Source organism: Flavobacterium sp. FlaQc-49, from assembly GCF_044005985.1.
Lineage (GTDB): Bacteria > Bacteroidota > Bacteroidia > Flavobacteriales > Flavobacteriaceae > Flavobacterium > Flavobacterium cupriresistens.
On record NZ_JBIPCS010000016.1, the window covers coordinates 40,772 to 65,634 of the forward strand.

The 24,863-nt window shown below is 35.4% G+C and carries 21 protein-coding genes; 5 read left to right on the plus strand and 16 right to left on the minus strand.

Annotated features, from left to right (window positions below):
* The first annotated feature begins 1 nt into the window (after position 1).
* On the plus strand, positions 2-664 hold the full coding sequence (locus ACHRV3_RS21490) for a TrmH family RNA methyltransferase (RefSeq protein ID WP_395436074.1): 663 nt from the start codon (positions 2-4) through the stop codon (positions 662-664).
* Between the two features lie 263 nt (positions 665-927).
* Here ACHRV3_RS21490 and ACHRV3_RS21495 read toward each other — a convergent pair whose 3' ends face one another.
* The 11 genes from ACHRV3_RS21495 to ACHRV3_RS21545 form a co-directional block, all read right to left on the minus strand.
* Complete coding sequence (locus tag ACHRV3_RS21495; protein WP_395436075.1) at positions 928-2,532, minus strand: PepSY domain-containing protein; 1,605 nt, start codon at positions 2,530-2,532, stop codon at positions 928-930.
* 2 nt (positions 2,533-2,534) lie between these two features.
* Positions 2,535-4,694, minus strand: coding sequence for a TonB-dependent receptor (locus ACHRV3_RS21500; RefSeq protein ID WP_395436076.1), 2,160 nt, complete (start codon positions 4,692-4,694; stop codon positions 2,535-2,537).
* Positions 4,695-4,788: 94 nt separating this feature from the next.
* Positions 4,789-5,133 (minus strand): hypothetical protein, encoded by a 345-nt coding sequence (locus tag ACHRV3_RS21505; RefSeq protein ID WP_395436077.1) that lies wholly within the window; start codon positions 5,131-5,133, stop codon positions 4,789-4,791.
* A gap of 71 nt (positions 5,134-5,204) precedes the next feature.
* Entirely contained in the window at positions 5,205-6,164 is a 960-nt protein-coding gene (locus ACHRV3_RS21510; RefSeq protein ID WP_395436078.1) for a transporter, read from the minus strand.
* An 11-nt stretch (positions 6,165-6,175) separates the two neighbouring features.
* Positions 6,176-7,222 carry a cytochrome-c peroxidase gene (locus tag ACHRV3_RS21515; protein ID WP_230002970.1) on the minus strand — a complete coding sequence of 349 codons (1,047 nt, stop codon included), beginning with the start codon at positions 7,220-7,222 and terminating at the stop codon, positions 6,176-6,178.
* A gap of 150 nt (positions 7,223-7,372) precedes the next feature.
* Positions 7,373-8,182, minus strand: a complete 810-nt coding sequence (locus tag ACHRV3_RS21520; RefSeq protein WP_395436079.1) for an MbnP family protein — start codon at positions 8,180-8,182, stop codon at positions 7,373-7,375.
* A 110-nt stretch (positions 8,183-8,292) separates the two neighbouring features.
* Positions 8,293-8,637, minus strand: a complete 345-nt coding sequence (locus tag ACHRV3_RS21525) for a hypothetical protein (protein WP_230002968.1) — start codon at positions 8,635-8,637, stop codon at positions 8,293-8,295.
* A gap of 269 nt (positions 8,638-8,906) precedes the next feature.
* On the minus strand, positions 8,907-12,248 hold the full coding sequence (secA, locus tag ACHRV3_RS21530; protein ID WP_395436080.1) for a preprotein translocase subunit SecA: 3,342 nt from the start codon (positions 12,246-12,248) through the stop codon (positions 8,907-8,909).
* 87 nt (positions 12,249-12,335) lie between these two features.
* Positions 12,336-12,557, minus strand: coding sequence for a DUF2795 domain-containing protein (locus ACHRV3_RS21535; RefSeq protein WP_007138072.1), 222 nt, complete (start codon positions 12,555-12,557; stop codon positions 12,336-12,338).
* Positions 12,558-12,763: 206 nt separating this feature from the next.
* A complete protein-coding gene (locus tag ACHRV3_RS21540; RefSeq protein ID WP_395436081.1) occupies positions 12,764-13,333 on the minus strand; it encodes a cob(I)yrinic acid a,c-diamide adenosyltransferase in 570 nt (189 codons plus the stop codon).
* Between the two features lie 134 nt (positions 13,334-13,467).
* A complete protein-coding gene (locus tag ACHRV3_RS21545; RefSeq protein ID WP_047778480.1) occupies positions 13,468-14,154 on the minus strand; it encodes an ABC transporter ATP-binding protein in 687 nt (228 codons plus the stop codon).
* A 309-nt stretch (positions 14,155-14,463) separates the two neighbouring features.
* On the opposite strand from ACHRV3_RS21545, the gene ACHRV3_RS21550 reads away from it, so the two are divergent.
* Positions 14,464-15,120, plus strand: coding sequence for a DUF6565 domain-containing protein (locus ACHRV3_RS21550; protein WP_047778479.1), 657 nt, complete (start codon positions 14,464-14,466; stop codon positions 15,118-15,120).
* An 83-nt stretch (positions 15,121-15,203) separates the two neighbouring features.
* Here the strand turns inward: ACHRV3_RS21550 and ACHRV3_RS21555 are convergent, their stop codons facing one another.
* Together ACHRV3_RS21555 and ACHRV3_RS21560 are read right to left on the minus strand one after the other, a co-directional pair.
* The gene (locus ACHRV3_RS21555) at positions 15,204-15,605 is read right to left on the minus strand and encodes a helix-turn-helix domain-containing protein (protein ID WP_047778478.1); all 402 of its coding nucleotides are present in this window, start codon (positions 15,603-15,605) and stop codon (positions 15,204-15,206) included.
* Positions 15,606-15,798: 193 nt separating this feature from the next.
* Entirely contained in the window at positions 15,799-16,578 is a 780-nt protein-coding gene (locus ACHRV3_RS21560; protein WP_395436082.1) for an O-methyltransferase, read from the minus strand.
* A gap of 256 nt (positions 16,579-16,834) precedes the next feature.
* On the opposite strand from ACHRV3_RS21560, the gene ACHRV3_RS21565 reads away from it, so the two are divergent.
* Positions 16,835-18,385, plus strand: coding sequence for an SDR family NAD(P)-dependent oxidoreductase (locus tag ACHRV3_RS21565; RefSeq protein WP_395436095.1), 1,551 nt, complete (start codon positions 16,835-16,837; stop codon positions 18,383-18,385).
* A 471-nt stretch (positions 18,386-18,856) separates the two neighbouring features.
* Here ACHRV3_RS21565 and ACHRV3_RS21570 read toward each other — a convergent pair whose 3' ends face one another.
* Entirely contained in the window at positions 18,857-19,786 is a 930-nt protein-coding gene (locus ACHRV3_RS21570) for a DUF898 family protein (protein WP_395436083.1), read from the minus strand.
* Positions 19,787-20,072: 286 nt separating this feature from the next.
* Positions 20,073-21,935 carry an ABC-F family ATP-binding cassette domain-containing protein gene (locus ACHRV3_RS21575; RefSeq protein ID WP_047778474.1) on the minus strand — a complete coding sequence of 621 codons (1,863 nt, stop codon included), beginning with the start codon at positions 21,933-21,935 and terminating at the stop codon, positions 20,073-20,075.
* A gap of 232 nt (positions 21,936-22,167) precedes the next feature.
* Here ACHRV3_RS21575 and ACHRV3_RS21580 point away from each other — a divergent pair, with 232 nt between their 5' ends.
* Together ACHRV3_RS21580 and ACHRV3_RS21585 are read left to right on the plus strand one after the other, a co-directional pair.
* Entirely contained in the window at positions 22,168-22,602 is a 435-nt protein-coding gene (locus tag ACHRV3_RS21580; protein WP_047778473.1) for a DUF6326 family protein, read from the plus strand.
* Positions 22,603-22,645: 43 nt separating this feature from the next.
* Positions 22,646-23,377: a DUF4386 domain-containing protein gene (locus tag ACHRV3_RS21585; protein ID WP_395436084.1), complete on the plus strand. Its 732-nt coding sequence runs from the start codon at positions 22,646-22,648 to the stop codon at positions 23,375-23,377.
* Positions 23,378-23,586: 209 nt separating this feature from the next.
* Here the strand turns inward: ACHRV3_RS21585 and ACHRV3_RS21590 are convergent, their stop codons facing one another.
* Complete coding sequence (locus ACHRV3_RS21590; protein WP_395436085.1) at positions 23,587-24,552, minus strand: T9SS C-terminal target domain-containing protein; 966 nt, start codon at positions 24,550-24,552, stop codon at positions 23,587-23,589.
* Between the last annotated feature and the right edge of the window lie 311 nt (positions 24,553-24,863).

The following is a 24,863-nucleotide window of genomic DNA, read 5'->3' on the forward strand; positions in this document are numbered from 1 at the left end:
AATGATTGATTTAGATTACCTCGCATTTCTTGAAAATATACTAACCGACAACCGTAAAGAAAGATTTCTAAAAGTGCTCTCAAACCGTACCAAGCATTTTACAATTGCTGTAGAAGATGTTTTTCAGATGCATAATACAAGCGCTGTTATGCGAAGCTGTGAGGTTTTTGGGATTCAGGAACTGAATATTATAGAGCAGCGTTACGGAAAAAGAATTGATAAAGAAATTGCAATGGGTGCCCAGAAATGGGTAGACATCAATCAGTTTGATTCGATTGCAAATTGCGTCTCAACTTTAAAAAATCAAGGGTATCAAATTATTGCTACAACACCGCATGAAAACGACTGTTTGCTGGAAGATTTCGATATTACCAAACCAAGTGCTTTGTTTTTTGGTACAGAACGCGACGGGCTTTCTCAGGAAGTATTAGATAAAGCCGATGGTTTCCTAAAAATACCGATGGTTGGTTTTACAGAAAGTTTAAATATTTCTGTTTCTGCAGCAATCATCATTCAAAACCTTACCAATCGATTACGCAATTCAACTATAAACTGGCAATTGTCTGACGTAGAAATTCTTGAAAAACGATTGGCTTGGGCTAAAAGTTCAATCAAAGACATCAAGAGAATCGAAGCCAGATACTTTGAAGAAAATCCACGATAAGAGGACTTAACGGTTTTGTTTTTTAAACCATATAAGTGATGTAAGTTCATTTAAATTGGAGCTCGTACTTTCTTAAATGGCTTAGAATCTTTATGAGTGGAATAGCAAATCATAGAGATTATTGTTAGTATTTTTAACCATATAAGTAATTTAAGTTCATTTAAACTGAAGCTTATATTTTCTTAAATCACTTATATGGTTTAGAAAAATTGTGATTTTTTGATAGCTATAATTAGGCACTTAGAACCTTAATAACTCAGCACCTATTTTCTCAAAAAAAGAACAAACCCTAAGACACTGACAACTAAAATAATCAGTGCGGCTAGTACCATTGTCAGATCGCGAATGTTTTTTCCTGCCCAGTCCATGAATAAAAATTTATGCAAAAAGGCAAAGGAGTACCCTTCTACTTTGTCCGAATTTTTGATAACAGCGGCTAATCTTGAAGTTGCTGTTTCGATAAAATAAGTTGTTTTTTCAGGGGTGTCATAGGCTAGTTTGGTTACTGGCAGTCTTTTGTTGACAAAGCCATATTCACGACTTTCAAAATCAGTTAAAACTTTTGATTCCAGTAGCTTTACATCTTCCAGAGTGGGTTGAGGTTCGTCATTTGAACTTTCGGTCATCTCACAGCAAGAGGCTTTTGGGGTGCCATCTGTAAAATAATACGCAAGGAATTCCGCATATTGCAGATCAAGGTTGGGTGTGATGGTATTGGTTGCCATATTGAGGTAAATCACTTCTGATTTGGACTCCTTTTTTTTGCCCCATTTTGAATTTGTGTCCGATTTTGGTTTTTTGAATTTTCCGGTTTCTTTTTCGGTTAGCTGACAACGATAATAAATGCTGTCGTTTAAAGTAATGATTCCAATGTTTTGAAAACGACTCCAATCTAAATTCAGAATGTTATTTGCAACGCCAATATCTTTGGTTTCAAAAGTAGGCTCGTAAACCATTTGTGATAAAGTGTAAGGCTCCCATTTGGTGGTAGCGTGATATCCACCGCTAAAAGCAAAGGTCAAAGTAAAAAGAGAAACCCAGATTCCGATTTGGCGGTGGTATTTTCGAAGTCCTTTTTTGGGTTGTAAATTATCTGTTTTTTTAAATTGTTTCCACAGTAAACCATAAATTACAATACCACTTAAAGCAGAAAAACCAATTATAGACAAAAGGAAGATCATCATTATAATCCGGATACTGTTGTTAGAGATGGCATCAATAAACGACCAATTATGAAAAACGTCAAAAAACCAAATAAAAGCTTGCCTTGAAGTTGGATTGTAGGTAGCCAGCTTGCCTGAGGAAGTTTCTACATAAATTTCCATTCCATCCGTACGATCGAATGTCAGTTTGTAAACCGGTAAATAACGATTGACATATTTGTATTGTGAAGTAAATTCGGTTACGACTTCACTTTTTTTAACGGTGCTTTTTTGATCCTCCAGAAAGTAGCGGGATAGCCATTCGGCATATTTCTGATCTCCGTTTTCCAGTTTTTTGCCAGTGGCGGTGTCAAAATACCATAGTTCACCAAGGATTGTTTTTACTTGGTAATAGGTAACATTATTAAAAGATACAATTCTGAAATTCTTGAACTGTGTCAATTCGTTTTTTTGTAAAACTTCCTGAATAGAATACTTTAGCTGATTTTTATCGATATGCTGTTGTTCCAGTTTTTCATGGGCGATTTCCGGTTTAAAAAAATGTGCCATAAAAGGATGCATCAAACCCGATAAGGTCCAGAAAATTACAGGAACAATTGTAATTAATCCAATAACACGATGCCATTTGTACATGTGTTGTTTGATTTTTTTGATGAATTTTGAATCCTTCTTTTTAGCCGTTTTTCTGTTTGTTTCTTTGCTCATGGTTATTTTTTTAAGGAAAAATTATACTGAATTCCAAATACAAAAGTTCTCGGTGCTGCCGCTGTATAAGTGGGTTGAGCATTTGCTATATTGGCTCTGGAGACATTATAGGCATATAATTTATCCGTAAGATTCATTACGTTTCCATAGATTTCAATTTTTCTCCATTGATAACCAATTCTGGCATTAAACAAGTTATACCCGTTGTACTTGAAGGTATTAATCTGATCCTGGTAATAACTGCCAACAAGCTGCCATTCAATTGAAGTTCTTAAATTGGGAAGCCAATTGGGGTAATAACTAACTTCAGAATTTCCGGACCATCTTGGAGCTGCGGGCATTTCTTTACCGTTTAGATTCTGTACAGGATCTGACGGTTTGTCCGAAAGTTTAAAATCAATGTAAGTATGTTGTGCGTAAGTTCCGCCAAGACGAATATTGAATTGTTTGGAAGGTTTATAAGTAGCACCAAATTCAATTCCTTTGTGGCGGGTTTCTCCGGCCGAACGATAATCAGTGGTATTATCTGCAAGTTTTACATTTAGTAATTCATTCTTGCCTTCCATATAATAGAATGCATAATCCAAGTTTAGTTTGTTTTCTAAGAGCGAAAACCATCCGCCTATTTCGACATTATTGAAAGTAGCCGGTTCCAGATTGTAATAAAACTCGGCAGGAACAGCTGTTGTTCCTCCTGTACCGGGTTTAGTTCTGAAAATGGAGGTGATTCCGGGAGGCGCAAAACCTTGTGAGTAGTTTGCATATATCCCCGCAAATGTAAACGGATTGTAATTGGCTCCGGCTTTATACGTTATTTTATCATAAACCTTACTCCCGGAGGAAAGATCGAGGGCGTTGTTATACTTCACTTTCATATTGTCATAACGACCACCAACGGTAAAGATTAATTTATTTACGGGATTAATACTTACCTGAGCATATCCGGCGGTGTTGATAATATCGGCGGTATAATCCGCGAGTTTTGAGTCTGGATGTTCGGCAATAATTTCATAAGAATCTACGGTTTGTTTTCCTGCTTCTCCCGGATTTAGATTGGCTTTCAAATCAAGTACATACGACCAATAGGTTACTGGCGAATAATCGTATAAGGCACCCGCTACAATTTTAGTATTCAGGAAATCGAACTTTTGGGTGTGCTGTCCAATTGCCCCGTAACTTTTGAAGTTGTTTGAATTTACTTCACCCTTGGCTGTGGTAGGATTAACAGTAGGACTCCATCGGATTCCGTAGGATGGATTCTGTCCTAATTTATTATCACGAAAATAGGCTGTAAGATAACTGCTTGAATTGTTATTCCAGTCGTGTTCTAATGTTAGTCGTGTTCGTAAAGCTTCCGATTTTCTGTATGTGAAATTAGAAGTGCTTTTGTAGGTTCTGTTGTTAAAAGCATCTTCGTTAACCGTACCACTCATATCCGAATAGTATTTTCCATACATCGTGTTACTGATCAATCGGGTAGAAGGGGAGATGTTGTAATCGATTCTGGCATTGAGATTGTCTTTGTTGTAATCAGAATACGCCATCCAGCCATTTTCTTGTAAACTTGAAATTCCGGCAATATGAAAACCGACTTTTCCAACAGTTGCACCACCGGCAGCCTGAAATCTTCTGTAGCCATAATTATCAGCCTGAACTCCAAACTTAAATTCGGGATCAACAGGTGGTTTTAGCGAAATTAAATTGATGGTTCCGCCGACAGCCTCCGGTCCGTACAGTGAAGAAACGGGGCCTTTTACGACTTCAATATTTTGAATGTTAAACTGATTAATCTCTAATAAGGCATTATGGTTGAAGATTCCCATGGGGCGAATCGGTAAACCATCTTCCAAATACAAATAATAGGCATTGGTTGTCATAGGTTGACGAATCGACATCATGTGTTGTTCGTTTCCTATATTGACCATCAATACCCCCGGGGTTTTATTGATGATTTCGTAAACCGCAGTTGCCTTGGTTTCATTGATGGTTTTTGCTGTTATTTTGCTAATGGCAACAGGGGTTTCTTTGCGTAAAGTGGCAGTACGATTGGCCGTTACAAAAACATTTTCCAGTTCCTGAGATTTGGTAGAATCTTTCTCTACTTTGTTTTGTGCAAAAACACATTGTCCTATGATCAGTAGGATAAAGTATATTTTTTTCATTTTAAATGCTATAAATTTTTAAGGAGTAACCGATATTCTTTGGCTTTATGCCAAGAAAGATTTTTTCAATTTTCATTGAAAAAAGGACTAAAATTTATAGAATACAGGAGGGAGGATGAAATACAGTCTTTGAAATCGAAACCGGTTTCTCATTGAGAGAGGCGTAAAGTTTTACTTCAGCTTCGATTGGCAGGAGGAGTTCAAAAGGAGTAATGCCAAGATTTTGAATGTAAACGATTTCTGTTTTTTCTTTCAGATTGTTTTGCATTCTTTTTTCATTATCCTCATACTTTTTTAAACTCTTTTGAAGTTCACATCGACCATTACAATCATTAAAAAGCATTTTTCGTTGTACACAGATGGTTTTTGAGATTTCTTCCTGATTTAATTTGAAGGTAGTATATACAAAGAAACTGCCAAAAGAGGGGACTAATAGCATGCAAGAAAGCAATAGGATAAGAAAGCGTTTCAAGATAAATTTCGTTGTTTAATGAATTTGTTTTTTAATGTTTAAAGGGTGTAATTCAAATTAATACCCCATCTGTAATTGGCTTCCATTTTTCCGCTGGATAAATTTTGGTTGATAGGCAACATGGCGTTTATACCCAAAGAAAATTTGTCTCTTCCGACCTCAATTCCAAATTTTCCAAACAGTATATCACCTGCCGTATCGGGTAAATCTAAACCATGTTGTTTGTTGGTCTGATAAACTTCTCCGGCTAAACCTAATTGTGGAACCAGTTGTAAAGCCTCGAGATTAAATAAATAAAATAGCGTACTGGCATAGTTAAACTGATCTCCGTACTGATAGTTTTTACTGTTCTCGGTTTTGAAAACATAATTCAGCATGGTATTCAACCCTAAATTGTTTTTCTTAATCACATATTCCGAAACCAATAGATAATCCCAGCTTCCGGTTCCTAATTGAAAGCTCTGATTGATACTTCCTAAATTATTGGCTTCGGCAAATTTTCCAGTTGGCATTTTTACTCCTGCGCCCAGATTTATTTTGTGGGTAAAAAGGGTGCTGTCTTTTTTTGTTTCATAAACTGAATACAATCCCATTACGGTGATATCCCCCAAACCTGCAATACTTTCGGTACCTGATGTTAATTCACGTTCGTGAAAATGATACGGAACCAATGCCGAAATCTGGATTTTTTGGGTAATCGGAATCCTTGCCCAGGCCTGAATAGTATTGAAATTCTCGTCGATCCACGGAGAATTGTTGAAAATCCCGTCGCGACTGGTATAACCTTGTTTGAAGTAACGAACTCCGACAAAATTATTGTTTAGCATAGAACTAAATCCCATGCTTCCACCACTTGCCGAGCACCCGCAGGCGTCACAATCAAAATCTTCCAGCATGGCCAGACGCTGAAAGGTAAAACTTGACAGTGAGTCTTTTTCTGTAAAACTATAGGCCGAAAGCCCAACTAAAAGCACTATTGTTAAGAGTATTCTTTTCATTCTTTTTTATTTTAAAATTCCGAAAATCGCTTATCGGTTAAATATTGTGTATCAGTGAGCGTTTTTAAAAACGCAATAATTTGTTTTTTTTCATTTTCGGAAAGTGGAATTCCGAGATTTCCATTTTGTTTCAAAATAGGGTCTAAAGTTTCAGAGTCCACTACTCCCGAGGCATAATGATTAAGTACAGCCTGCAGCGTTCCAAATCGTCCGTCGTGCATATAGGGAGCCGAAACTTCTATATTACGGAGACTTTGCACTTTGAATTTATAATAATCAGAGACTAATTCAGTGACTCTGTAACGTCCGACATCTTTTACTTTAGGATTTACTGCCAGGCCATTATTGCGAAAGGAATGGTCCGTCATTAAATCTGTTGCATGGCAGGAGGCACATTTTGATTGGAATAAATCATAACCCGCTTTTTCATCTGCAGTAAAAGTGCCACCAATTTCATTTCGTCTGTATTTATCAAATTTAGAATTAGACGAAACCATCATGACCATAAACTGCGAGAGAGCTTTGAGCATATTCTCAGTGCTGATTGTACCGTCGTCAAAAGCCTGACCAAATAATTTTCGGTATTCTTTATCTGCTTTCATCATGGCCAGAATAGCGTTCAGATCGCCATTCATTTCAATGATACTTGTCAACGGAATAATGGGTTGTAAGTCCAGATTAGTGGCAGCTCCGTCATACATATAAGCAGACTGGAAAGCCATATTCTGAATTGGTGTTGCGTTACGAGTGCCCTGCTCATTATTTACGCCATGACTGACTGTGTGACCGTGGTGTGTGAAAGCATTAGCCTGTATGTGGCAAAAACCACAGGAGACCAAGCCATCAGAGGCCAGGCGCCCGTCGTAGAATAATTTTTTTCCTAACTCGAAACCTTTTTCTGTAGGCTTATTTAAAGCTATATTATAGGTCATATCCGGAAAATTGGATGGAACAGTAAACGCTAAAGGAAGATTTACATATTCTTGATCTTCTTCATTATCGGAGCAACCTAAAAATAGTGGAATAAACAGCCAGAGAACAAATTTTATTTTCTGCATGGTATGATGCTTTTTGAAAACAGTATTTTACATTTTCAGTCCATCAGTGTCCTTTTTATTTTTTAAGTTTAGAACAAACTCGAAAAATAAAAAGGCAAAGGATGTATTAGCATTCTGAAAAATAATAAGTACTATATTTTCGGAATTGGACTAATTGTTATGTACGTGATCTATTCTGAACATTTTTGAGATGTTGGCAGTGATTTTAGGTAAGGCTTCACCTCCCATAATCATAGCACCCATTCCGCCTTTGTTGTAATCAGATAGTTTAATGCTGTTTTCTCCGTCCAGAATTTTAGATAAATCTGTTACGATGTGAATAGCCGGTGTGATAGTAGTTCGCACTAAGGCTTTGGTAGGTAAGTCCAGCGTTACTTCTGTATAATTATATGCTGTACCGATTTGCCCTGTATGCACCATAAAAGGGACTGCAGTTTTAACGGTAGAGGCGGTAAAAGTTCCTTCGAAGGCTATAAATTTATAACCTGCAGACCAGCTCCAAATGAGATCCTTGGCTTGTGCCTTGGCTAAAAAATCACCTTGTCCCGAAGCTCCCAAAAGCCATTGTTCTTTGTCTACTCCAATGCCAAATTTAACTTTGGTATAATCTCCGGCAGGAACATCAGTAAGATTAAATTGGTATCCTGCAGTAGCATCCCCTTCATCGGCAATAAAGTAGCTCTGTGCTTTTGGATAGGTAAAAGTAGTTCCGTCTGCTTTTGTCAGAACAATATTGCTGACAATATAACGAACGAGATTGATTTTTAAAACCTCGTTGTTTTTGGTAGTATTGGGTTGGGTTTCTAAGATTAAGTCATTGTCTCCAAAAGAATTGTCAAATTTCAAACCTAATTTTCCCGTTCCTGTTGTGCTTTTTTCGTTGTTATCATCGCTAGAACAGGCTGTAATAAAAATACTAAGTACCAGTAGCACTATAGTCTTGTATACTATTTTTTTCATTTTATGAATTTTATATAATTTTAAATTTAGAATAGGCGTAAGCACTATTTCATTGTTTTTAAGAACAATGAGAAATCATTTCAATAGCAATTGAAATAAATTTTTAAAAATTATATAAAATAGGAGGGAGGGCGGAAAGTAGTTTTTGAAACCGAAATTGGTTTCCCGTCAAAAGAAGCAAAAAGATTTGTTTTTGATTCGATTGGGGCTACTAATTTGAAAGTATTTAGAAGGGTATTCTGAATGTAAACGATTTCTGCTTTTTCTTTCAGATTGTCCTGCATTTTCTTTTCGTTGTCGGCATATTTCTTCAAACTTTTCTGAAGTTCACATCGACCATTACAATTGTTGAAAAGCATTTTACGCTGTACACAAATGGTTTTTGAAATTTCGTCCTGGTTTAATTTGAAGGAGGTATAAACAAAGAAACTGCCAAAAGAGGGTACTAATAGCATGCAGGAAAGCAATATGATGAAAATGCGTTTCAAAGAGTGTTTCGTTGTTTTCAGGAGCAAAAATACAGTTTATTCGTTTTAGATTGACTATTTATTGTCGTTTTTTATTTTTTTTTAAACCTAACAGGTTTTGAAAACCTGTTAGGTTTTATTCGAAGTCCTTAAGGTCAAAAAAAAAATCTCCAATTGCCACAAAGCTATTGGAGATTTTATATTTCGCAAACCTAACAGGTTTCTAAAACCTGTTAGGTTTAATTCATAACATAGTATTATTTAACAATAACCCATTCGCCATTTGCGATTAAAGTTTCTGCTTTTTTAAATTTCATCGTTTCCGTTTTTCCGGTAGCCACTTCCTGAACAGTTACAGTATCGTTACGATTGATTTTTGGCATATCTCTCACGATAGTTTCTGTAACCTGGCGTTCTTGCGTTTGTCCCGCTTCACGATTGATGTCTTCGCTGTTTACAATTTCATCTTTGCTCAATTTGAAATTTTCTTTCTGACGAACTTCTCTTGCTTCTTGAATTTCAGGAACGTTTTGAGCCGGTAAATCACCTTTGAATAAGAATGAAATAACTTCTTTGTTAACGTTGTCTAACATTCCTCTAAACAATTTGAAAGCTTCTAATTTGTAGATAAGCAATGGATCTTTTTGTTCGTGAACGGCTAATTGAACAGATTGTTTCAATTCGTCCATTTTACGTAAATGTTTTTTCCAAGCTTCATCAACAATAGAAAGCGTGATGTTTTTCTCGAAATCAGCAATTAACTGAGCTCCTTCGGTATCGTATGCTTTTTTAAGGTCTGTAACCACATTCAACGTTTTGATTCCATCAGTAAACGGAACTACAATACGCTCAAAATGATTGTTAGGCTCTTCATAAACACCTTTAATGATTGGGAAAGCTTCTCTGGCACTTCTTTCTGTTTTTTCAGTGTAGAAAGCTAAAGTTTCTTTGTATACTTTTCCGGTGATTTCGATATCAGTTAATTTTGTAAAATCAGCTTCTGAAATTGGAGAAGTGATAGAGAAATAACGGATCAAATCAAATTCGAAAGTTTTGAAATCGTTCATTGCTTTATTATGACTTACCACTACTTCACAAGTATCGTAAAGCATGTTGGCGATATCCAGTTTCAAACGCTCACCAAATAAGGCGTGACGACGACGTTTGTAAACTACTTCACGTTGCGAGTTCATTACGTCATCATATTCTAATAAACGTTTACGAACACCAAAGTTGTTTTCTTCTACTTTTTTCTGAGCACGCTCGATCGATTTAGTCATCATAGAATGCTGAATCACTTCACCTTCCTGTAATCCCATTCTGTCCATTACTTTCGCTACTCTTTCAGAACCAAATAAACGCATTAGGTTGTCTTCAAGAGAAACATAAAACTGTGAACTTCCCGGATCTCCCTGACGTCCTGCACGACCACGTAACTGTCTGTCTACACGACGGGAATCATGACGCTCTGTACCAACAATTGCTAAACCTCCCGCAGCTTTTACTTCTGGAGATAATTTAATATCGGTACCACGACCAGCCATATTGGTTGCAATAGTTACAACTCCGGCTTTACCTGCTTCTTCTACAATTTGTGCTTCTTGCTTGTGCATTTTTGCATTCAAAACGTTATGGGTAACGCCTCTCATTTTTAGCATTCGGCTTAATAATTCTGAAATCTCTACAGAAGTTGTTCCAATTAAAACGGGTCTTCCTGCATTAGATAATTCCGTTACATCTTCAATTACAGCGTTGAATTTCTCACGTGTCGTTTTGTAGATATAATCTTCTTTGTCTTGTCTTGAGATTGGACGGTTGGTTGGAATTTCAACAACATCCAATTTATAAATCTGCCATAACTCGCCAGCTTCTGTAACCGCTGTACCTGTCATACCACCCAATTTGCTGTACATACGGAAATAGTTCTGTAAAGTAACAGTTGCAAAAGTTTGTGTAGCAGCTTCGATTTTTACATTTTCTTTCGCTTCGATCGCTTGGTGTAAACCGTCAGAATAACGACGACCATCCATGATACGACCTGTTTGCTCATCTACAATCATGATTTTGTTTTCCATGATCACATATTCTACATCTTTTTCGAATAAAGCATATGCTTTTAAAAGTTGTGTCAAAGTATGAATACGCTCGCTTTTTACTCCGAAATCCTGGAACAATCTTTCTCTGGCTTCTGCTTCAGAATCTTTGTCTAGTTTTTGTTTTTCGATAGCAGCAATCTCCGTTCCGATATCCGGAAGTACGAAAAAGTCCGGATCAGTATCTCCTGAAAGGTATTGAATACCATTATCAGTCAATTCGACCTGATTGTTTTTTTCTTCAATTACAAAATACAAAGCTTCATCGACTTTGTGCATTTCGCGATTGTTATCCTGCATGTATTGATTTTCGGTTTTTTGAAGCAATTGTTTGATTCCTTCTTCACTCAAAAATTTAATTAATGCTTTATTTTTAGGTAAACTTCTGTACGCTCTTAACAATAAGAATCCACCTTCTTTAGTGTTTCCTTCTTTGATTAATTTTTTAGCCTCAGATAAAAATCCGTTTGCCAGTTGACGTTGTTGTGCAACTAAGTTTTCGATTTTTGGTTTCAATTCATTAAATTCATGACGATCTCCTTGTGGAACCGGTCCTGAAATAATAAGTGGCGTTCTTGCATCATCAATTAATACAGAATCGACCTCATCGACAATGGCATAATTGTGTTTTCTTTGAACTAAATCGCTTGGCGAATGTGCCATGTTATCTCTTAAGTAGTCAAAACCAAATTCGTTATTGGTTCCGTAAGTGATATCAGCATCGTACGCTTTTTTTCTTTGTTCTGTACTTGGTTGGTGATTATCGATACAATCAACGGTTAAACCGTGGAATTCGAATAAAGGTGCTTTCCAGGTACTATCACGTTTTGCTAAGTAATCATTCACGGTTACTAAGTGAACACCGTTTCCAGTCAAAGCATTCAGGTATAATGGAAGTGTAGCCACTAATGTTTTACCTTCACCCGTTTGCATTTCGGCAACTTTACCTTCATGCAAAACCATTCCACCAATTAACTGCACATCATAATGAATCATGTCCCAGGTAATTTCCTTACCTGCAGCATTCCATTTATTAGCCCAAACCGCTTTATCGCCATTAATTTCGATGTAAGGTTTAGCAGCAGAAAATTCACGGTCTTTTGGAGTAGCCGTAACTTCGATATGTGTGTTGTCTTTAAAACGACGAGCCGTTTCTTTTACAACAGAAAATGCCTCAGGTAAAATCTCTAATAAAGTTTTCTCTGAGATTTCGTATGCTTCTTTTTCAAGCGTATCAATAGCATCATAAAGATCTTCTCTTTTGTCGATGTCTTCGATGTTTTCAACTTCAGCTTTAAGCGCTGCAATTTTAGCATCTTTGTCTGCTCTTGCTTCTTTAATTGTTTCTTTAAAATACACGGTTCTCGCTCTTAGTTCGTCGTGAGACAAACCCATTAAGCTGGTTTCGAATGTTTTAATTTTGTTTAAATAAGGTTGTAAAGCTTTGACATCTTTCTGTGACTTGTCACCTACAAAGACTTTAATAATACTGTTTATGAAACTCATGATTTAGTGTATTTCTATTATATGTAAATGTGTATTTGAACCAAAAAAAAAGCCTCGGTGATGAGACTTTTTCCTTTGGTTTATTTTTTAATATTCATCCTCATTCCAAAGATAATCTTCGTCTGTTGGATAATCAGGCCAAATTTCTTCCATTGATTCATATATCTCTCCTTCATCTTCGATAGACTGAAGGTTTTCTACTACTTCTAACGGAGCACCAGCTCTAATAGCGTAGTCAATAAGTTCGTCTTTGTTAGCAGGCCATGGCGCATCACTTAAATAAGATGCTAATTCTAATGTCCAATACATCTGTTATCTGTTTAGTTTGTGCAAAAATAAATTTTTTACTGAAAAAGACAAGTAAATTTTGATTTATTTTAAGAAAATTTAAGAACGTCTTGTTTTAAAATTCCAAAAATTAAATTTCAAATTCCAAAAAGGAATCAGAAACCCTATGTTTTCCGGTATCTCCGGTTTGGAATTTGGAATTTAAAAAATTGGAATTTACAGAAAATTTATTTTCTGGGGATCCATTTTACTTCATCCGCTTTTAAGTCTGAGGACAACTTCCGTGCCAAGACAAAAAGGTAGTCAGAAAGTCGGTTTAAGTACTGAATTGCAATTTCGGGAACGTGTTCATTATGGCTTAAATGGACTGCCAAACGCTCTGCACGACGGCAGATACAGCGTGCTATATGACAATGTGACACAGTTGGATGACCACCTGGTAGAACAAAATGAGTCATTTGCGGAAGGCTATCTTCCATTTGATCAATCTCTTTTTCTAATAATTCGATATCCGTATCGATAATTCCGAGATTTTTTAATCGAAGTTCTCCGTTTTTCAAAACTTCTTTTTCCACAGGAGTTGCCAAAATGGCGCCTACTGTAAATAAACGATCCTGAATTTCGATTAAAATCGTTTTATAATGAGTATCCATTTCCTGATCCCGAATAAGTCCTATATAAGAATTCAGTTCATCAACAGTTCCGTAACTGTCAATCCGGATGTGGTCTTTAGGGACACGATCACCGCCAAAAAGGGCAGTAGTGCCTTTGTCTCCTGTTTTTGTATATACTTTCATTTTTTTGAGTTGCTAAGTTTCTGAGTTGCTAAGTTCCTAAGTTTTTCGATGTAGATCTAAAGTTTAAAACTTGAAACTTTAAACCTGAAACATAAAACTTGAAACATAAAACTTTTAAAATAAGAAATCTAAAATTACTTAGTTGTGTCACTTTCAATTATACCATCGCGCAAGCGAATCACACGGTGTGCGTAGGCGGCGATGTCTTCTTCGTGGGTTACCAGAATGACAGTGTTTCCTTGTTCGTGAATATCACCAAAAAGCTTCATGATCTCTACAGAAGTTTTACTGTCGAGGTTTCCTGTTGGTTCATCGGCGAGAATAATAGAAGGTTTATTGACCAAAGCGCGGGCAATGGCAACACGCTGGCGTTGTCCTCCCGAAAGCTGATTGGGCTGGTGGTCCATTCTGTCGCCAAGATTTACTTGTTTCAGCACTTGTGTAGCGCGTACAACCCGTTCCGATTTAGAATGTCCCGCATAAATCATGGGTAACGCTACATTGTCTAAAGCGGTAGTTCTCGGTAATAAATTAAAGGTTTGAAAAACAAAACCAATTTCTTTATTTCTGATTTCTGCCAATTCATCGTCACGCATCTGGCTCACATCTTTACCATTTAATATATAACCTCCCGAAGTAGGCGTATCCAGACAGCCTAATAAATTCATTAAAGTCGATTTTCCCGAACCCGATGGTCCCATCAAAGCGACGTACTCTCCTTTTTTTATTTCTAAATCAATACCTTTTAAAACATAAACGATTTCATTACCCAGAATAAAGTCTCGTCTTATGTCGGTTATTTTAATTAATGGATTTGCCATTTCGGTTTACAATTTTGGATTTAAAAGTACAAAACGCTTTTCAATAATTAATGAGTAGGCATTATTTGATTTTTGTTACAAAAAAGGATAAAGGCAAGGACGTATTCAGATCATGATGCTATTATCTATAAAGTATACTTCAATTGTTTGAAAAAGGGTTACATTATTTTAGGTGATATTTACATAATTATCATATTTAATTATTTTTACTGAATTATAATTATTTAAAATGCTAAAATTATGATAAATATTTATAATTATTTATTTTTATAGGTATATTTGATATCTATTAATTAAACAATCAAGATTATGAAAAATATACAAATTATATCAGGAATTGCATTGCTTGTTTTAAGTTTTGCATCATGTAAGGATGAAAAACAAGTAAATGCTCAGAAAAAAATCGACTCCTATGTTGCCTATGTTGATTCAGTGAAAAAGGTTGCAGCTGCCGATTTGAAAGAAAATTGGAAAGCAGTTGATGCCGAATACGACAAAAGAGCTCAAGATGCTCAGGTAGCGTTAGCGGACATTAAAGACAATTCGGCCGCGACCGAAAAAATAAATACAAGTAAAATAAAATACGAAGAGTTTAAAAATGAAATGACAGTCCTTTTTACTCCAAAGCCCAGTCCAAAACAACAATTGCGAAATGCCTTGTTTGGTGAAGGAAAAATTGGTGATGATATGAGCTTTGCCTGGGTAAATGCTAAGAATATTCACAGTGTGTACCAACAATTTGTTCATACAGTAGAAAATAACAAGGACAGTTACTCCCGCGAAGATTGGGATGAAATTAAATTGATGTACGAGGCATTGGACAGTCGTAAAAACACGGTTGAAAAAGAAGGACTTACCGGTGAAGATAATAGAAAAATTGCCGGTTTAAAGTTGAAGTTTGCTCCAATGTATACCTTAAATAGAATGGGAGCTAAGTCGGAAGAAACCGCAGAAGCTAAAAAATAAAAAAATTGTAAATATTAAACGAGAAATGACAATCAGAAATGGTTGTCATTTTTTTATGCTCAATTGTGAGATGATCCTGAAATTTATTTGATGATTAATTTTTCAAGCTTTGCTAACATTTCATCTTTTTCTTTTAACATACGCTCAAATAAAACAATTTTTTCTTCATGAAGTTTTTTTACCTCTTCAATAGGGTTGAAGTTGATTGTAGGATTCTTCCCGACGCAGGCATTGTCTCCAAAAGTATTTGCAATAACATTTATTGCCTGTTCTTCATTGAAATTTTGAAAAGCTTCAACAGGAATTTTCAAAGAATTAGAGATTTGTCTAAGCAGATTATCTTCAATTACGTCTTTTTGTTCCAGTATAGAAATTTTCTTTTGGTTCCAGTCTTCTCCCAAATCATAAGCCAATGCTTCCTGTTTAATGCCAAGCATTTCTCTGAAGCGTTTTACGTTTCTTCCTTGATGAATTTTCTGTTCCATAATGAGTATCGTTTTTCTAAAGGTTCAAAGATAAAGCTATCTGCAATAAAAAAAAATCATAAAACATTTTTTTGTAAGATATTGTATCCGAATTTAGAATATGGAAGCAAAATACGAATAAAATAAAGAAGCAAAAAAAATAAAAATTTTGAATTACTGTAAAGAATGACAATCAGAAATGGTTGTCATTTTTTTATGCGCGAATGATAAAATGTTCTTTTTCCTGTTCCCGTCTAAAAAACACAAATCCCCATTGAAACGTGTCGATAGTCACTTTTACTTTTGGATGCTTTTTAAGAATTTCCCAGGTTTCTTCCATTTCGGGAGACCAATGAATGTCATCAAAAATCCAAACCGTATCGTTGGTAATGGTTGGTAATAAAAGATCGAAATAAGCTAAAGTGGCTTTTTTAGAATGATTTCCGTCGAAGTAGATCAAGTCGAAGTTTAAAGTTTCCTGTTTCAAGTTGCTCAAATAGAACTGAAATTCTGAAACGATACTTTCGACATTGTTACAGTCGAAATTTTGTAATTGATTTTTTGCGATTGCCATTGTATTTGGGCAGCCTTCGAGTGTAATTACTTTCGCTTTCGGATTCCCTAAAGCCAGAGCAGACGTGGCTAAACCTAATGAAGTTCCAATCTCTAAAATCGTATTGGGTTGAAAATAGCGTACCACACGAAATAATAATTCGGCGCGTTTTGGAGAAATTCCGGCAGTCTTAGCAATTTTAGCAATTTGTCGGGTATTCGATTTAAAAACTTTTGAGCCCGCACCAAAATCGGTTACTTCAATAAAGTTTTTGTTTTGCAAAAGTGATTTTCGATACTTTTTTAGAATCGAATATTCAGGTTTTGGTTTCCTATCGTAAAAACATTTCGTCAATAAATGAAATACAAACGGAGAATGAACAGCATGCTCATTTTTGGAATTCCAAAGAAATTGGAGATATGATTTTATTTGAAATAGCATAGAAACAGTTGCAAAGTAGCGGCGAAGATACTAAAGAATTGTGAAATGTGAATTGTAAAACATGAAACACGAAACATGAAACATGAAACATGAAACGTGAAACATGAAGCATGAAACATGAAACACGAAACATGAAACATGAAATGTGAGAATCGTAATATGAAAAGTCATTAAGCCTGACTAGACCTTTCTGCTTTTCACATTTAAGGCGCTAAAAAGACTATATTTGCGGCCTTGAAAAAATACACATTTTATGATGTTGAAGGAAGAAATAGAGGATAAGAGTATACTAACTTCGGAGGATATTGAACGTTGCATTGCTGTTTTGGCGCAATTGAATGCAGAAACGAATCAGATCTTTGAGATTCCTAAAGAGCAAAGAATAGCTTTGCTTAAGGAAGCCGGGATGTTTTCCAGACCGGATCGTGGGGAATTTTCCAGACGAGTGAAAGAGGGTAAGGAAGCTGCCAAACGCAAAAAAGAAAAGAAAGACAAAACGGCTCGTAAAGAAACCGGAATTCGTTATGCACGTGAAGCAAGTGTGTTTGTAGCCCCAAAATTATTAGCTTTTAATGATCTTGCTAATAAAGAACAATTGGAATTAGAGACACCGAGAAACTGTTATGTTTGTAAAACTAGTTTTACCAAAATGCATCATTTTTATGATACGATGTGTACAGATTGTGGTGATTTTAATTATGCCAAACGTTTTCAAACGGCCGATGTAAAAGGGCAGGTTGCCGTTATTACAGGTTCCCGACTAAAAATTGGTTATCATATCACGCTGATGCTTTTGCGAGGAGGAGCGACTGTTATTGCAACAACTCGTTTTCCTGTGGATTCTGCATTGCGTTTTTCTAAAGAAGATGATTTCATGGAATGGGGTCATCGCTTGAAAATTCACGGATTAGATTTAAGACACATTCCGAGTGTGGAGATTTTTTGCAATTTTATAGAGCAAAAATACGAACGATTGGATATACTAATCAATAATGCGGCACAAACGGTGAGACGTCCTGCGGGATTTTATACCCATCTAATGGAAAATGAAGAACGCCAGATAAGTTCTTTACCAAAACAAGCGCAAGAATTATTACTGGATCATACCAATTGTCTGGACGAATTAAAAGTGCTGACTTCTGGAGCTTCTTCCAATCAGAACATGCCGGTCACCTGGCATGGACCGGAACCTGGTATTGGATTACGTGCTTCGGCCAAATTATCTCAAATCCCATATTCTTTTGATAATGCTTTGGTTGCTAATGAAGTTTTTCCGGAAGGAGAATTAGATGCCGATTTACAGCAGGTGGATTTAAGAAAAACAAATAGCTGGCGTTTGCGTTTGGGCCAAATAGAAACGACAGAAATGATTGAAGTTCAATTGGTAAATTCGGTGGCGCCTTTTGTATTGTGTAACCGTCTTTCGGAGGTAATGAAGAAAGACAATACCGGAAAAAAACATATTATTAATGTTTCAGCTATGGAAGGGAAATTCCATCGCTTTTTTAAAGAAGACCGTCATCCGCATACCAATATGGCGAAAGCAGCTTTAAACATGCTGACACATACTTCATCCGGAACATTGGCTAAACATGGTATTTTTATGAATGCGGTAGACACCGGTTGGGTAACTGACGAAGATCCTGCAGAATTAGCCAAAAAGAAACAAGAATTGGAAGATTTTCAACCACCACTGGATATTGTTGATGGAGCCGCAAGAGTTATGGATCCTTTGTTTGATGGTATTAATACAGGAAAACACTGGTGTGGGAAGTTTTTGAAAGATTATAACCCGATTCCGTGGTAGGGCTTCGACTTCGCTCAGCCTGACGGTTTAAGTTTTTGGTTTTAGTCTCAGTTGTACTTAGTGTCACCCTGAGCGGAGTCGAAGGCTGGTTAGTTAGAAAGGGCTTCGACTTCGCTCAGCCTGACGGTTTAAGTTTTTGGTTTTAGTCTCAGTTGTACTTAGTGTCACCCTGAGCGGAGTCGAAGGCTGGTTAGTTAGAAAGGGCTTCGGCTTCGCTCAGCCTGACAATTTAAGTTTTTGGTCTCATTCTCAGACTTAGTTTTTGATTAAAATGTGCTATTAACGTTCATTTCAATTAATCGAAAAATTAAGAACATAAAAAAGTCCGTAATGAAACTTGTTTCATTACGGACTTTTTGTTTTATAGTTAAAGAACTTCGGCAATACAATTGAAAACTGAGACTGAGACTGAAAGCTCAAACCAGCACTCTTCTTTCCGGTCTTTCTGTAATCTGTAAAAATAGACTAAAATTATTCTACATAAGTTTTACTAGTAAGCCTCTTTAAGATATTGCATAAATGCCAAGGATAATAGATTCCTAAGGTAACGATAGTTAGCAGTATTTGACCCCATATAAAAAGGAAGTCTTTCCTATCATCATTATCAAATCCAAAATTTCTTTTTACTTCACCATTTGCTGCAACGGTTCTTTCTGCGAAATATTTATATAATTTTAGAATAGCCATTGGCATATAGATACCAAAAGTAATAATCGTCAAGAAAATTTGAAAAGCAAATTGAAGACATGAGTCCCAAAATTTTGTTTCCCAGGAGATATTGTAGTTTTTATAGTCAATATCTAAAGCCCATTTGTAAAAACAATACATGTAGGGAATCAATATTATCCAAGTAATTACTTGTTGGATGTACGATATAAAAAGAGGTATTTGTTGACCTGAATAACTTAAGACAAATTTTACCATTATGATCGACAGGACAATCATAGGTAAGAATAAGGTAAGTAAGAAGATTTTAAATAATTTGCCGCCAGTTCCTTTAAATTTAAACGGAGCCGAATCGTATGAGGAATTATCAATAAAAAAACTATGCATATCACGCATAAACCAAGGCATGTATATACCCAAAGTTATCATACTCAAAAGGTAGCCTAATAGTATTTTTGCAATAAATCCGCCAAATGATCCTTCAAAAACTATATTTTTTCCCTTAAAGACAAAATGCCCTATGATTAGTTTTACAATATAAAAAGTTAACGCAAATGCCGTCAAAAATAACACTAGAAAAAGGGGGAAAATGTAAGGGTTAGGCATTTTTCCTTGTTGTATGTTTTTCAAAGTAAAAATTAAACAAACATAGGGAGTGATAAAAAGAGCATAAAAAAGTAGCCAAACAGGCAACAGTTTCTTCCCTGTTAAGGTGAAGTCAAAATAGTTCTTCATTATTTTAATTGTTAATTGGTTTTGTTTTTCTATCGTAAGTAGCTGGAACTGAGTGGTGATAGAAAATTAGATTAAATAAAAATTTATGGTGGCGAATATATAAGAAACAATGCTACAAATTATAGAATAAAAGCTTTTTTTGAGATTTTATTCTTGCTAATAAAGGACTGGTTTTAGGATAAAAAATAACCCCGTATTTTTAGATGTTAAAATCTAGAAATACGGGGTATGATATGGCGAATTTATGTTTTTTAATTTCCCTTTTTTGTGTTTGGGATATTAGTGTTTATCCTTCAATTTTAGCTGAAAGCTCGAACCAGCGTTCTTCTTTCTGGTCGATTTTCTTGATAATGTTTTCAAGCTCTTTTGCTTTCTTTTCGATATCAGCATCGGCAACTTTACCGTCAGAGAATAATTGTTCGATTTTAGTTTTGTCAATCTCTAAATCTTTAATTTCTCTTTCCAGTTTTTGATATTCTTTTTGCTCGTTGAAAGTTAAATTTCCGGTTGGATTATTTTGTTTCCAATCTTTCTTTTCGGCTTTGTTTTCTTCTTTTTGGGCCACATCGGCACTGTCTTCATAGGCTCTGAAGTCGGAATAGTTTCCAGGGAAATTTTCGATCTCTCCGTTTCCTCTGAAAACAAATAAATGATCGACAATTTTATCCATGAAATATCTATCGTGCGATACTACCAGCAAACAACCCGGATAATCCAAAAGGAAACTTTCTAAAACGTTTAGGGTTACAATATCTAAATCGTTGGTAGGCTCATCCAGAATTAAAAAGTTTGGATTCTGAATCAAAACGGTACATAAATACAAACGTTTTAATTCACCACCACTTAATTTTTCTACAAAGTCGTACTGTTTTTTAGCATCAAAAAGAAAACGCTCCAACAATTGAGAAGCCGAGATCATTCTGCCTTTTGCAAGTGGAATAAATTCACCGTATTCTTTTATAATGTCAATGACACGCTGATTGGGTTTCGGATTGATTCCGGTTTGTGTATAATAACCCACTTTTATCGTATCTCCTTTTACCACACGACCACTGTCTAACGGAAGTGTTCCGGTAAGTAGATTTAGGAAAGTAGATTTCCCGGTTCCGTTTTTACCAATGATTCCGATACGTGCTCCACGTTGAAAGTCAAAACTAAAATTATCCAGAATAACATGGTCTTTAAACTTTTTAGAAATTTTGTGAAGCTCGATAATCTTGCTTCCCATACGTTCCATATTAATTTCAAGTTCCACTTTGTTCTCCTGGCGACGGCTTTGTGCTTTTTCTTTGATTAAGTAAAAATCATCCTGACGCGATTTTGATTTTGTCGTTCTCGCTTTGGGCTGACGACGCATCCATTCCAATTCTTTTACAAATAAGTTTTTGGCTTTGTCAACACTCGCATTTTCAGAAGTAATTCGCTCTTCTTTTTTCTCTAAATAGTACGAGTAATTTCCTTTGTATTGGTATAATTTTCCGTTGTCTAATTCGATGATTTCGTTACAAACACGCTCCAAAAAGAAACGGTCGTGCGTTACCATAAACAACGTAATGTTTTCTTTCGCAAAATAACTCTCCAACCATTCGATCATTTCCAAATCCAAGTGGTTGGTAGGCTCATCCAAAATCAATAAATCAGGACGATTGATCAAAATAATAGCCAATGAAAGACGTTTTTTCTGTCCACCCGAAAGATTTTTTACTTTTAGTTTAAAATCTTCCAGTTTTAATTTGAATAAAATCTGTTTGTATTGCGTCTCAAAATCCCACGCATTGTGTTGATCCATTCCGTCGAAAGCTTTTTGATAGGCTTCTTCATCATTTGGATTTTCTAATGCTTTTTCGTAGGCTTCAATTACCTTAAGGGTTTCATTGTCCGAAGCAAAAATACTTTCTTCGATTGTCAATTCTTCCTGAAGATTATTGTCTTGTGAAAGAAACGCCATTCGGATCCCTTTTCTTAAAACAACCTGACCTGTGTCCGGTTCGTCCAGACCATTAATAATGCTCATAATGGTTGTTTTTCCCGAACCATTTTTGGCAATAAAAGCAATTTTTTGGTCTTTATTGATTCCAAATGAGATGTTGTCAAATAAGGTTCTTTCGCCAAATGATTTGGATATATTCTCGACTGATAAGTAATTCATGAAAATTGGTAACTGAAAGTCAGTTTTTTATTGTTTAAAAATAGGTAACTAATTTAGTCTCTAACTTTTGAGTGCTCTAAAAAAGATGGCGCAAAGATAGCTTTTTGAAGCAAACAAAAAAAGAGCTTTTACAGATGACAAAAGTTTGGTATAAATACAGTGTAATTTTGAAAGAGAAACTGTAACAAATTCAAAAAAGTTTAGACCTATTAAAAAACATAAATCCTTAAAAATGAGCGAAAATAAAATAAAATCAGGAAATTTGGAGGACTTCAAAATCAATATAAAAATCAAACTCTCGGCAATGTGGGCGTCGGTGATGTTTTGTTATATTTATGGAGACTATTTTTCGCTTTACGTACCCAATAAAGTAGAGGAATTTATCGATGGAGAAGCAATGTTGGATACTCCTTTTAAATTGTTTGCGGCAACACTATTAATGACAGTGCCAGCGCTAATGATTTTTTTGTCAGTGGTACTAAAGCCTAAAATAAACAGAGGGCTGAATATTATTTTTGGGATTCTGTATACCGCAATTATGCTTTTAATAGCTGTTACTTCAATTGCACCATGGTGGACTTTTTATGTGTTTCTGGCAGTCGTAGAAAGTTTTATTACGGCACTAATTGTTTGGAATGCCTATAAATGGCCCAGAATAAACCGCTAGAAAAAGAGCCTAGATGAATGACTACCTAAATAACCACCAAAAAATGAAAAATCATAGAAAGATGTCCAATAAAAAGAAGGCCAGAATAGCGGGATTATTGTATTTAGTTGTAGTCTTAACCGGTATTTTCAGTCTGGCTTATGTTCCATCGCAATTAATTGTTTGGGATAATGCTTTAGTCACGTTTAATAACATAAAGGGGGCCGAATTTCTTTTCCGTTTAGGCATGGTGAGCAGCTTAATTTGTTATACTTTCTTTTTGTTTTTACCTCTTGCTTTATATCGATTGTTAAAGTCTGTTCAGGCTACGTATGCAAAACTGATGGTTATTTTGGCAATAGTCAGTGTGCCGATATCTTTTATAAACATACAGCATAAATATGCGGTTCTATCTATTATAAACGGTTATAATAATGCCAAAGTTTACAGCGGCACGCAGCTGCAGGATCAGGTTTTGTTTCATCTAAACCAGTATGATAATGGCAATTTGATTGTTCAGATATTTTGGGGATTATGGCTGTTTCCTTTTGGGTATCTGGTTTTTAAATCGGGTGTTATTCCTAAGTTTTTGGGTGTTCTTTTAATGCTGGGTTGCTTTAGCTATCTGATTAACTTTTTAGGATTTTCTTTATGGTCTAATTATTCAGATTTAGGGATTTCGTCTTTTGTACAACTACCGGCAACTCTTGGAGAAATTGGAACCTGTTTGTGGCTTTTAATAATGGGAGCAAAGGAAAAACAATCCGTAACGCCATTAGAAGCTTTGAATAATTAAATGCATAACTATTATTAAACCCTTTGGGTACAATTAATTTTAACACTTAGAGCCATAGTTAAGAAAGATTAGAAAGGACGTTTTACTTTAAAATAAAGCACATAGGGCTATGTGAAGAAATTGTAATTTTCTTGAAATACCTCAAATTGATAATTCTAAATCTATGTGTTAAATAGCATTTAGCTGAATTACAGTTAACAGGTTTGTTATTATTTATTCAGATAAGAATTTAATACAGTACTCAAATCAAAATAATGTATCTGCTGTGGCACATTCAGAATTGGTTTTCGAGTCAAAGATTCGTTAGTTAAATAATAATGTAGGCCATCTTTCGTAGCGATTCCTTCTATCTGATGAAAGGGGAGTTTAAGTGCTATTTTTCTTTTATTTCCGCTGGAGAAATGATGGTCTTTAAAATCGTATAAAAGGTATAAAAAGGTTTTTCCGGTTTTAGAATAACCACAAAGGACGACCAGTTTTTTGGATTCTAAATAAGTGGCGCCTGTTACTAAACCTTTTGTATCAATACTTTCTTTGTATTGGGCAATATGATTTCCGGGTTGGTTTGGTAATGCATAAATGTGGGTTTTAGAGGAATCCCATTGTTTAGAGAATAAATAAATACTGTCTTTCGATACTATAAAAGCTTCACAGTCAAAATTAGTTGTATTTCCTTTCTGTGGTTTGAAATCACTTTGATCGGAATACGAAAAGGAAATAGTGTCTATAATGGGGTTTCCTTCTGTAAAACCTCTTTTTTCGATTTTCAAAATATGGAGATCGTTTCGGTTTCCGTGCAAATTATTTCCAAAATCACCCAGATATAAATGGGTGCTGTCTTGCGAAATTTCTTCCCAGTCCTGATTAACTACAGATTTAAGAATAACTTTTTTTCTGATTTTTCCTAAAGAATCTAATCCATAGACGGTCGTATCGTGATCGTCATTATGTGTCCATAATAAGTTGTCGAATGCAATTAGTCCTGAGGTTTCTTTTATAGAATCACTTAATCTAATGGAGTATTCCGGTTTTATTTTTAAATTTTGATACAAACAACTTCCGTCATTTAATGTGGCAGACGGATTGTAATTTTTAGAAAGAGGATCTGTACAACCTGAAACTTGACCATATGTTGATGATAGGATTAAGAAAAATAAGAAAAATGTTTTTATCATTGCGCAAACTTTAGGATCAGGTCAGCTAAAAGTAAAAAATAAAAGAACAGTATAAAAATAATTTAAAGGAGTGGACTTGGATTAGGAAGTAAGATAAGAAGCAGTTTTTTTGGACTCCTATTTAAAATCAATGTTTTAAGAAGCGGAAAGTAGCTCGCTTTTTTTGACTGATCACGGACAGCAGTTCAATGATTATTAATTAAAACTATGCGGATATTAACGAATTGCGATTTTAGATGTTTAATTTTATAATTTCTGGCTAGATTTGTAGTATAAGTTTTAAAGTATGCTTTTAGAGAGAGTAGCTGATT

What these genes read in the sequence shown, in the direction of transcription:
- ACHRV3_RS21555 (WP_047778478.1), bottom strand. Translation starts at nt 15,605, where the DNA reads ATGGAACAGAAAATTCATCAAGGAAGAAACGTAAAACGCTTCAGAGAA.
- ACHRV3_RS21510 (WP_395436078.1), bottom strand. Translation starts at nt 6,164, where the DNA reads ATGAAAAGAATACTCTTAACAATAGTGCTTTTAGTTGGGCTTTCGGCC.
- ACHRV3_RS21570 (WP_395436083.1), bottom strand. Translation starts at nt 19,786, where the DNA reads ATGAAGAACTATTTTGACTTCACCTTAACAGGGAAGAAACTGTTGCCT.
- ACHRV3_RS21540 (WP_395436081.1), bottom strand. Translation starts at nt 13,333, where the DNA reads ATGAAAGTATATACAAAAACAGGAGACAAAGGCACTACTGCCCTTTTT.
- ACHRV3_RS21565 (WP_395436095.1), top strand. Translation starts at nt 16,835, where the DNA reads ATGTTGAAGGAAGAAATAGAGGATAAGAGTATACTAACTTCGGAGGAT.
- ACHRV3_RS21585 (WP_395436084.1), top strand. Translation starts at nt 22,646, where the DNA reads ATGAAAAATCATAGAAAGATGTCCAATAAAAAGAAGGCCAGAATAGCG.
- ACHRV3_RS21590 (WP_395436085.1), bottom strand. Translation starts at nt 24,552, where the DNA reads ATGATAAAAACATTTTTCTTATTTTTCTTAATCCTATCATCAACATAT.
- ACHRV3_RS21575 (WP_047778474.1), bottom strand. Translation starts at nt 21,935, where the DNA reads ATGAATTACTTATCAGTCGAGAATATATCCAAATCATTTGGCGAAAGA.
- ACHRV3_RS21520 (WP_395436079.1), bottom strand. Translation starts at nt 8,182, where the DNA reads ATGAAAAAAATAGTATACAAGACTATAGTGCTACTGGTACTTAGTATT.
- ACHRV3_RS21560 (WP_395436082.1), bottom strand. Translation starts at nt 16,578, where the DNA reads ATGCTATTTCAAATAAAATCATATCTCCAATTTCTTTGGAATTCCAAA.
- ACHRV3_RS21500 (WP_395436076.1), bottom strand. Translation starts at nt 4,694, where the DNA reads ATGAAAAAAATATACTTTATCCTACTGATCATAGGACAATGTGTTTTT.
- ACHRV3_RS21545 (WP_047778480.1), bottom strand. Translation starts at nt 14,154, where the DNA reads ATGGCAAATCCATTAATTAAAATAACCGACATAAGACGAGACTTTATT.
- ACHRV3_RS21515 (WP_230002970.1), bottom strand. Translation starts at nt 7,222, where the DNA reads ATGCAGAAAATAAAATTTGTTCTCTGGCTGTTTATTCCACTATTTTTA.
- ACHRV3_RS21550 (WP_047778479.1), top strand. Translation starts at nt 14,464, where the DNA reads ATGAAAAATATACAAATTATATCAGGAATTGCATTGCTTGTTTTAAGT.
- ACHRV3_RS21505 (WP_395436077.1), bottom strand. Translation starts at nt 5,133, where the DNA reads ATGCTATTAGTCCCCTCTTTTGGCAGTTTCTTTGTATATACTACCTTC.
- ACHRV3_RS21490 (WP_395436074.1), top strand. Translation starts at nt 2, where the DNA reads ATGATTGATTTAGATTACCTCGCATTTCTTGAAAATATACTAACCGAC.
- ACHRV3_RS21535 (WP_007138072.1), bottom strand. Translation starts at nt 12,557, where the DNA reads ATGTATTGGACATTAGAATTAGCATCTTATTTAAGTGATGCGCCATGG.
- ACHRV3_RS21525 (WP_230002968.1), bottom strand. Translation starts at nt 8,637, where the DNA reads ATGCTATTAGTACCCTCTTTTGGCAGTTTCTTTGTTTATACCTCCTTC.
- secA (WP_395436080.1), bottom strand. Translation starts at nt 12,248, where the DNA reads ATGAGTTTCATAAACAGTATTATTAAAGTCTTTGTAGGTGACAAGTCA.
- ACHRV3_RS21495 (WP_395436075.1), bottom strand. Translation starts at nt 2,532, where the DNA reads ATGAGCAAAGAAACAAACAGAAAAACGGCTAAAAAGAAGGATTCAAAA.
- ACHRV3_RS21580 (WP_047778473.1), top strand. Translation starts at nt 22,168, where the DNA reads ATGAGCGAAAATAAAATAAAATCAGGAAATTTGGAGGACTTCAAAATC.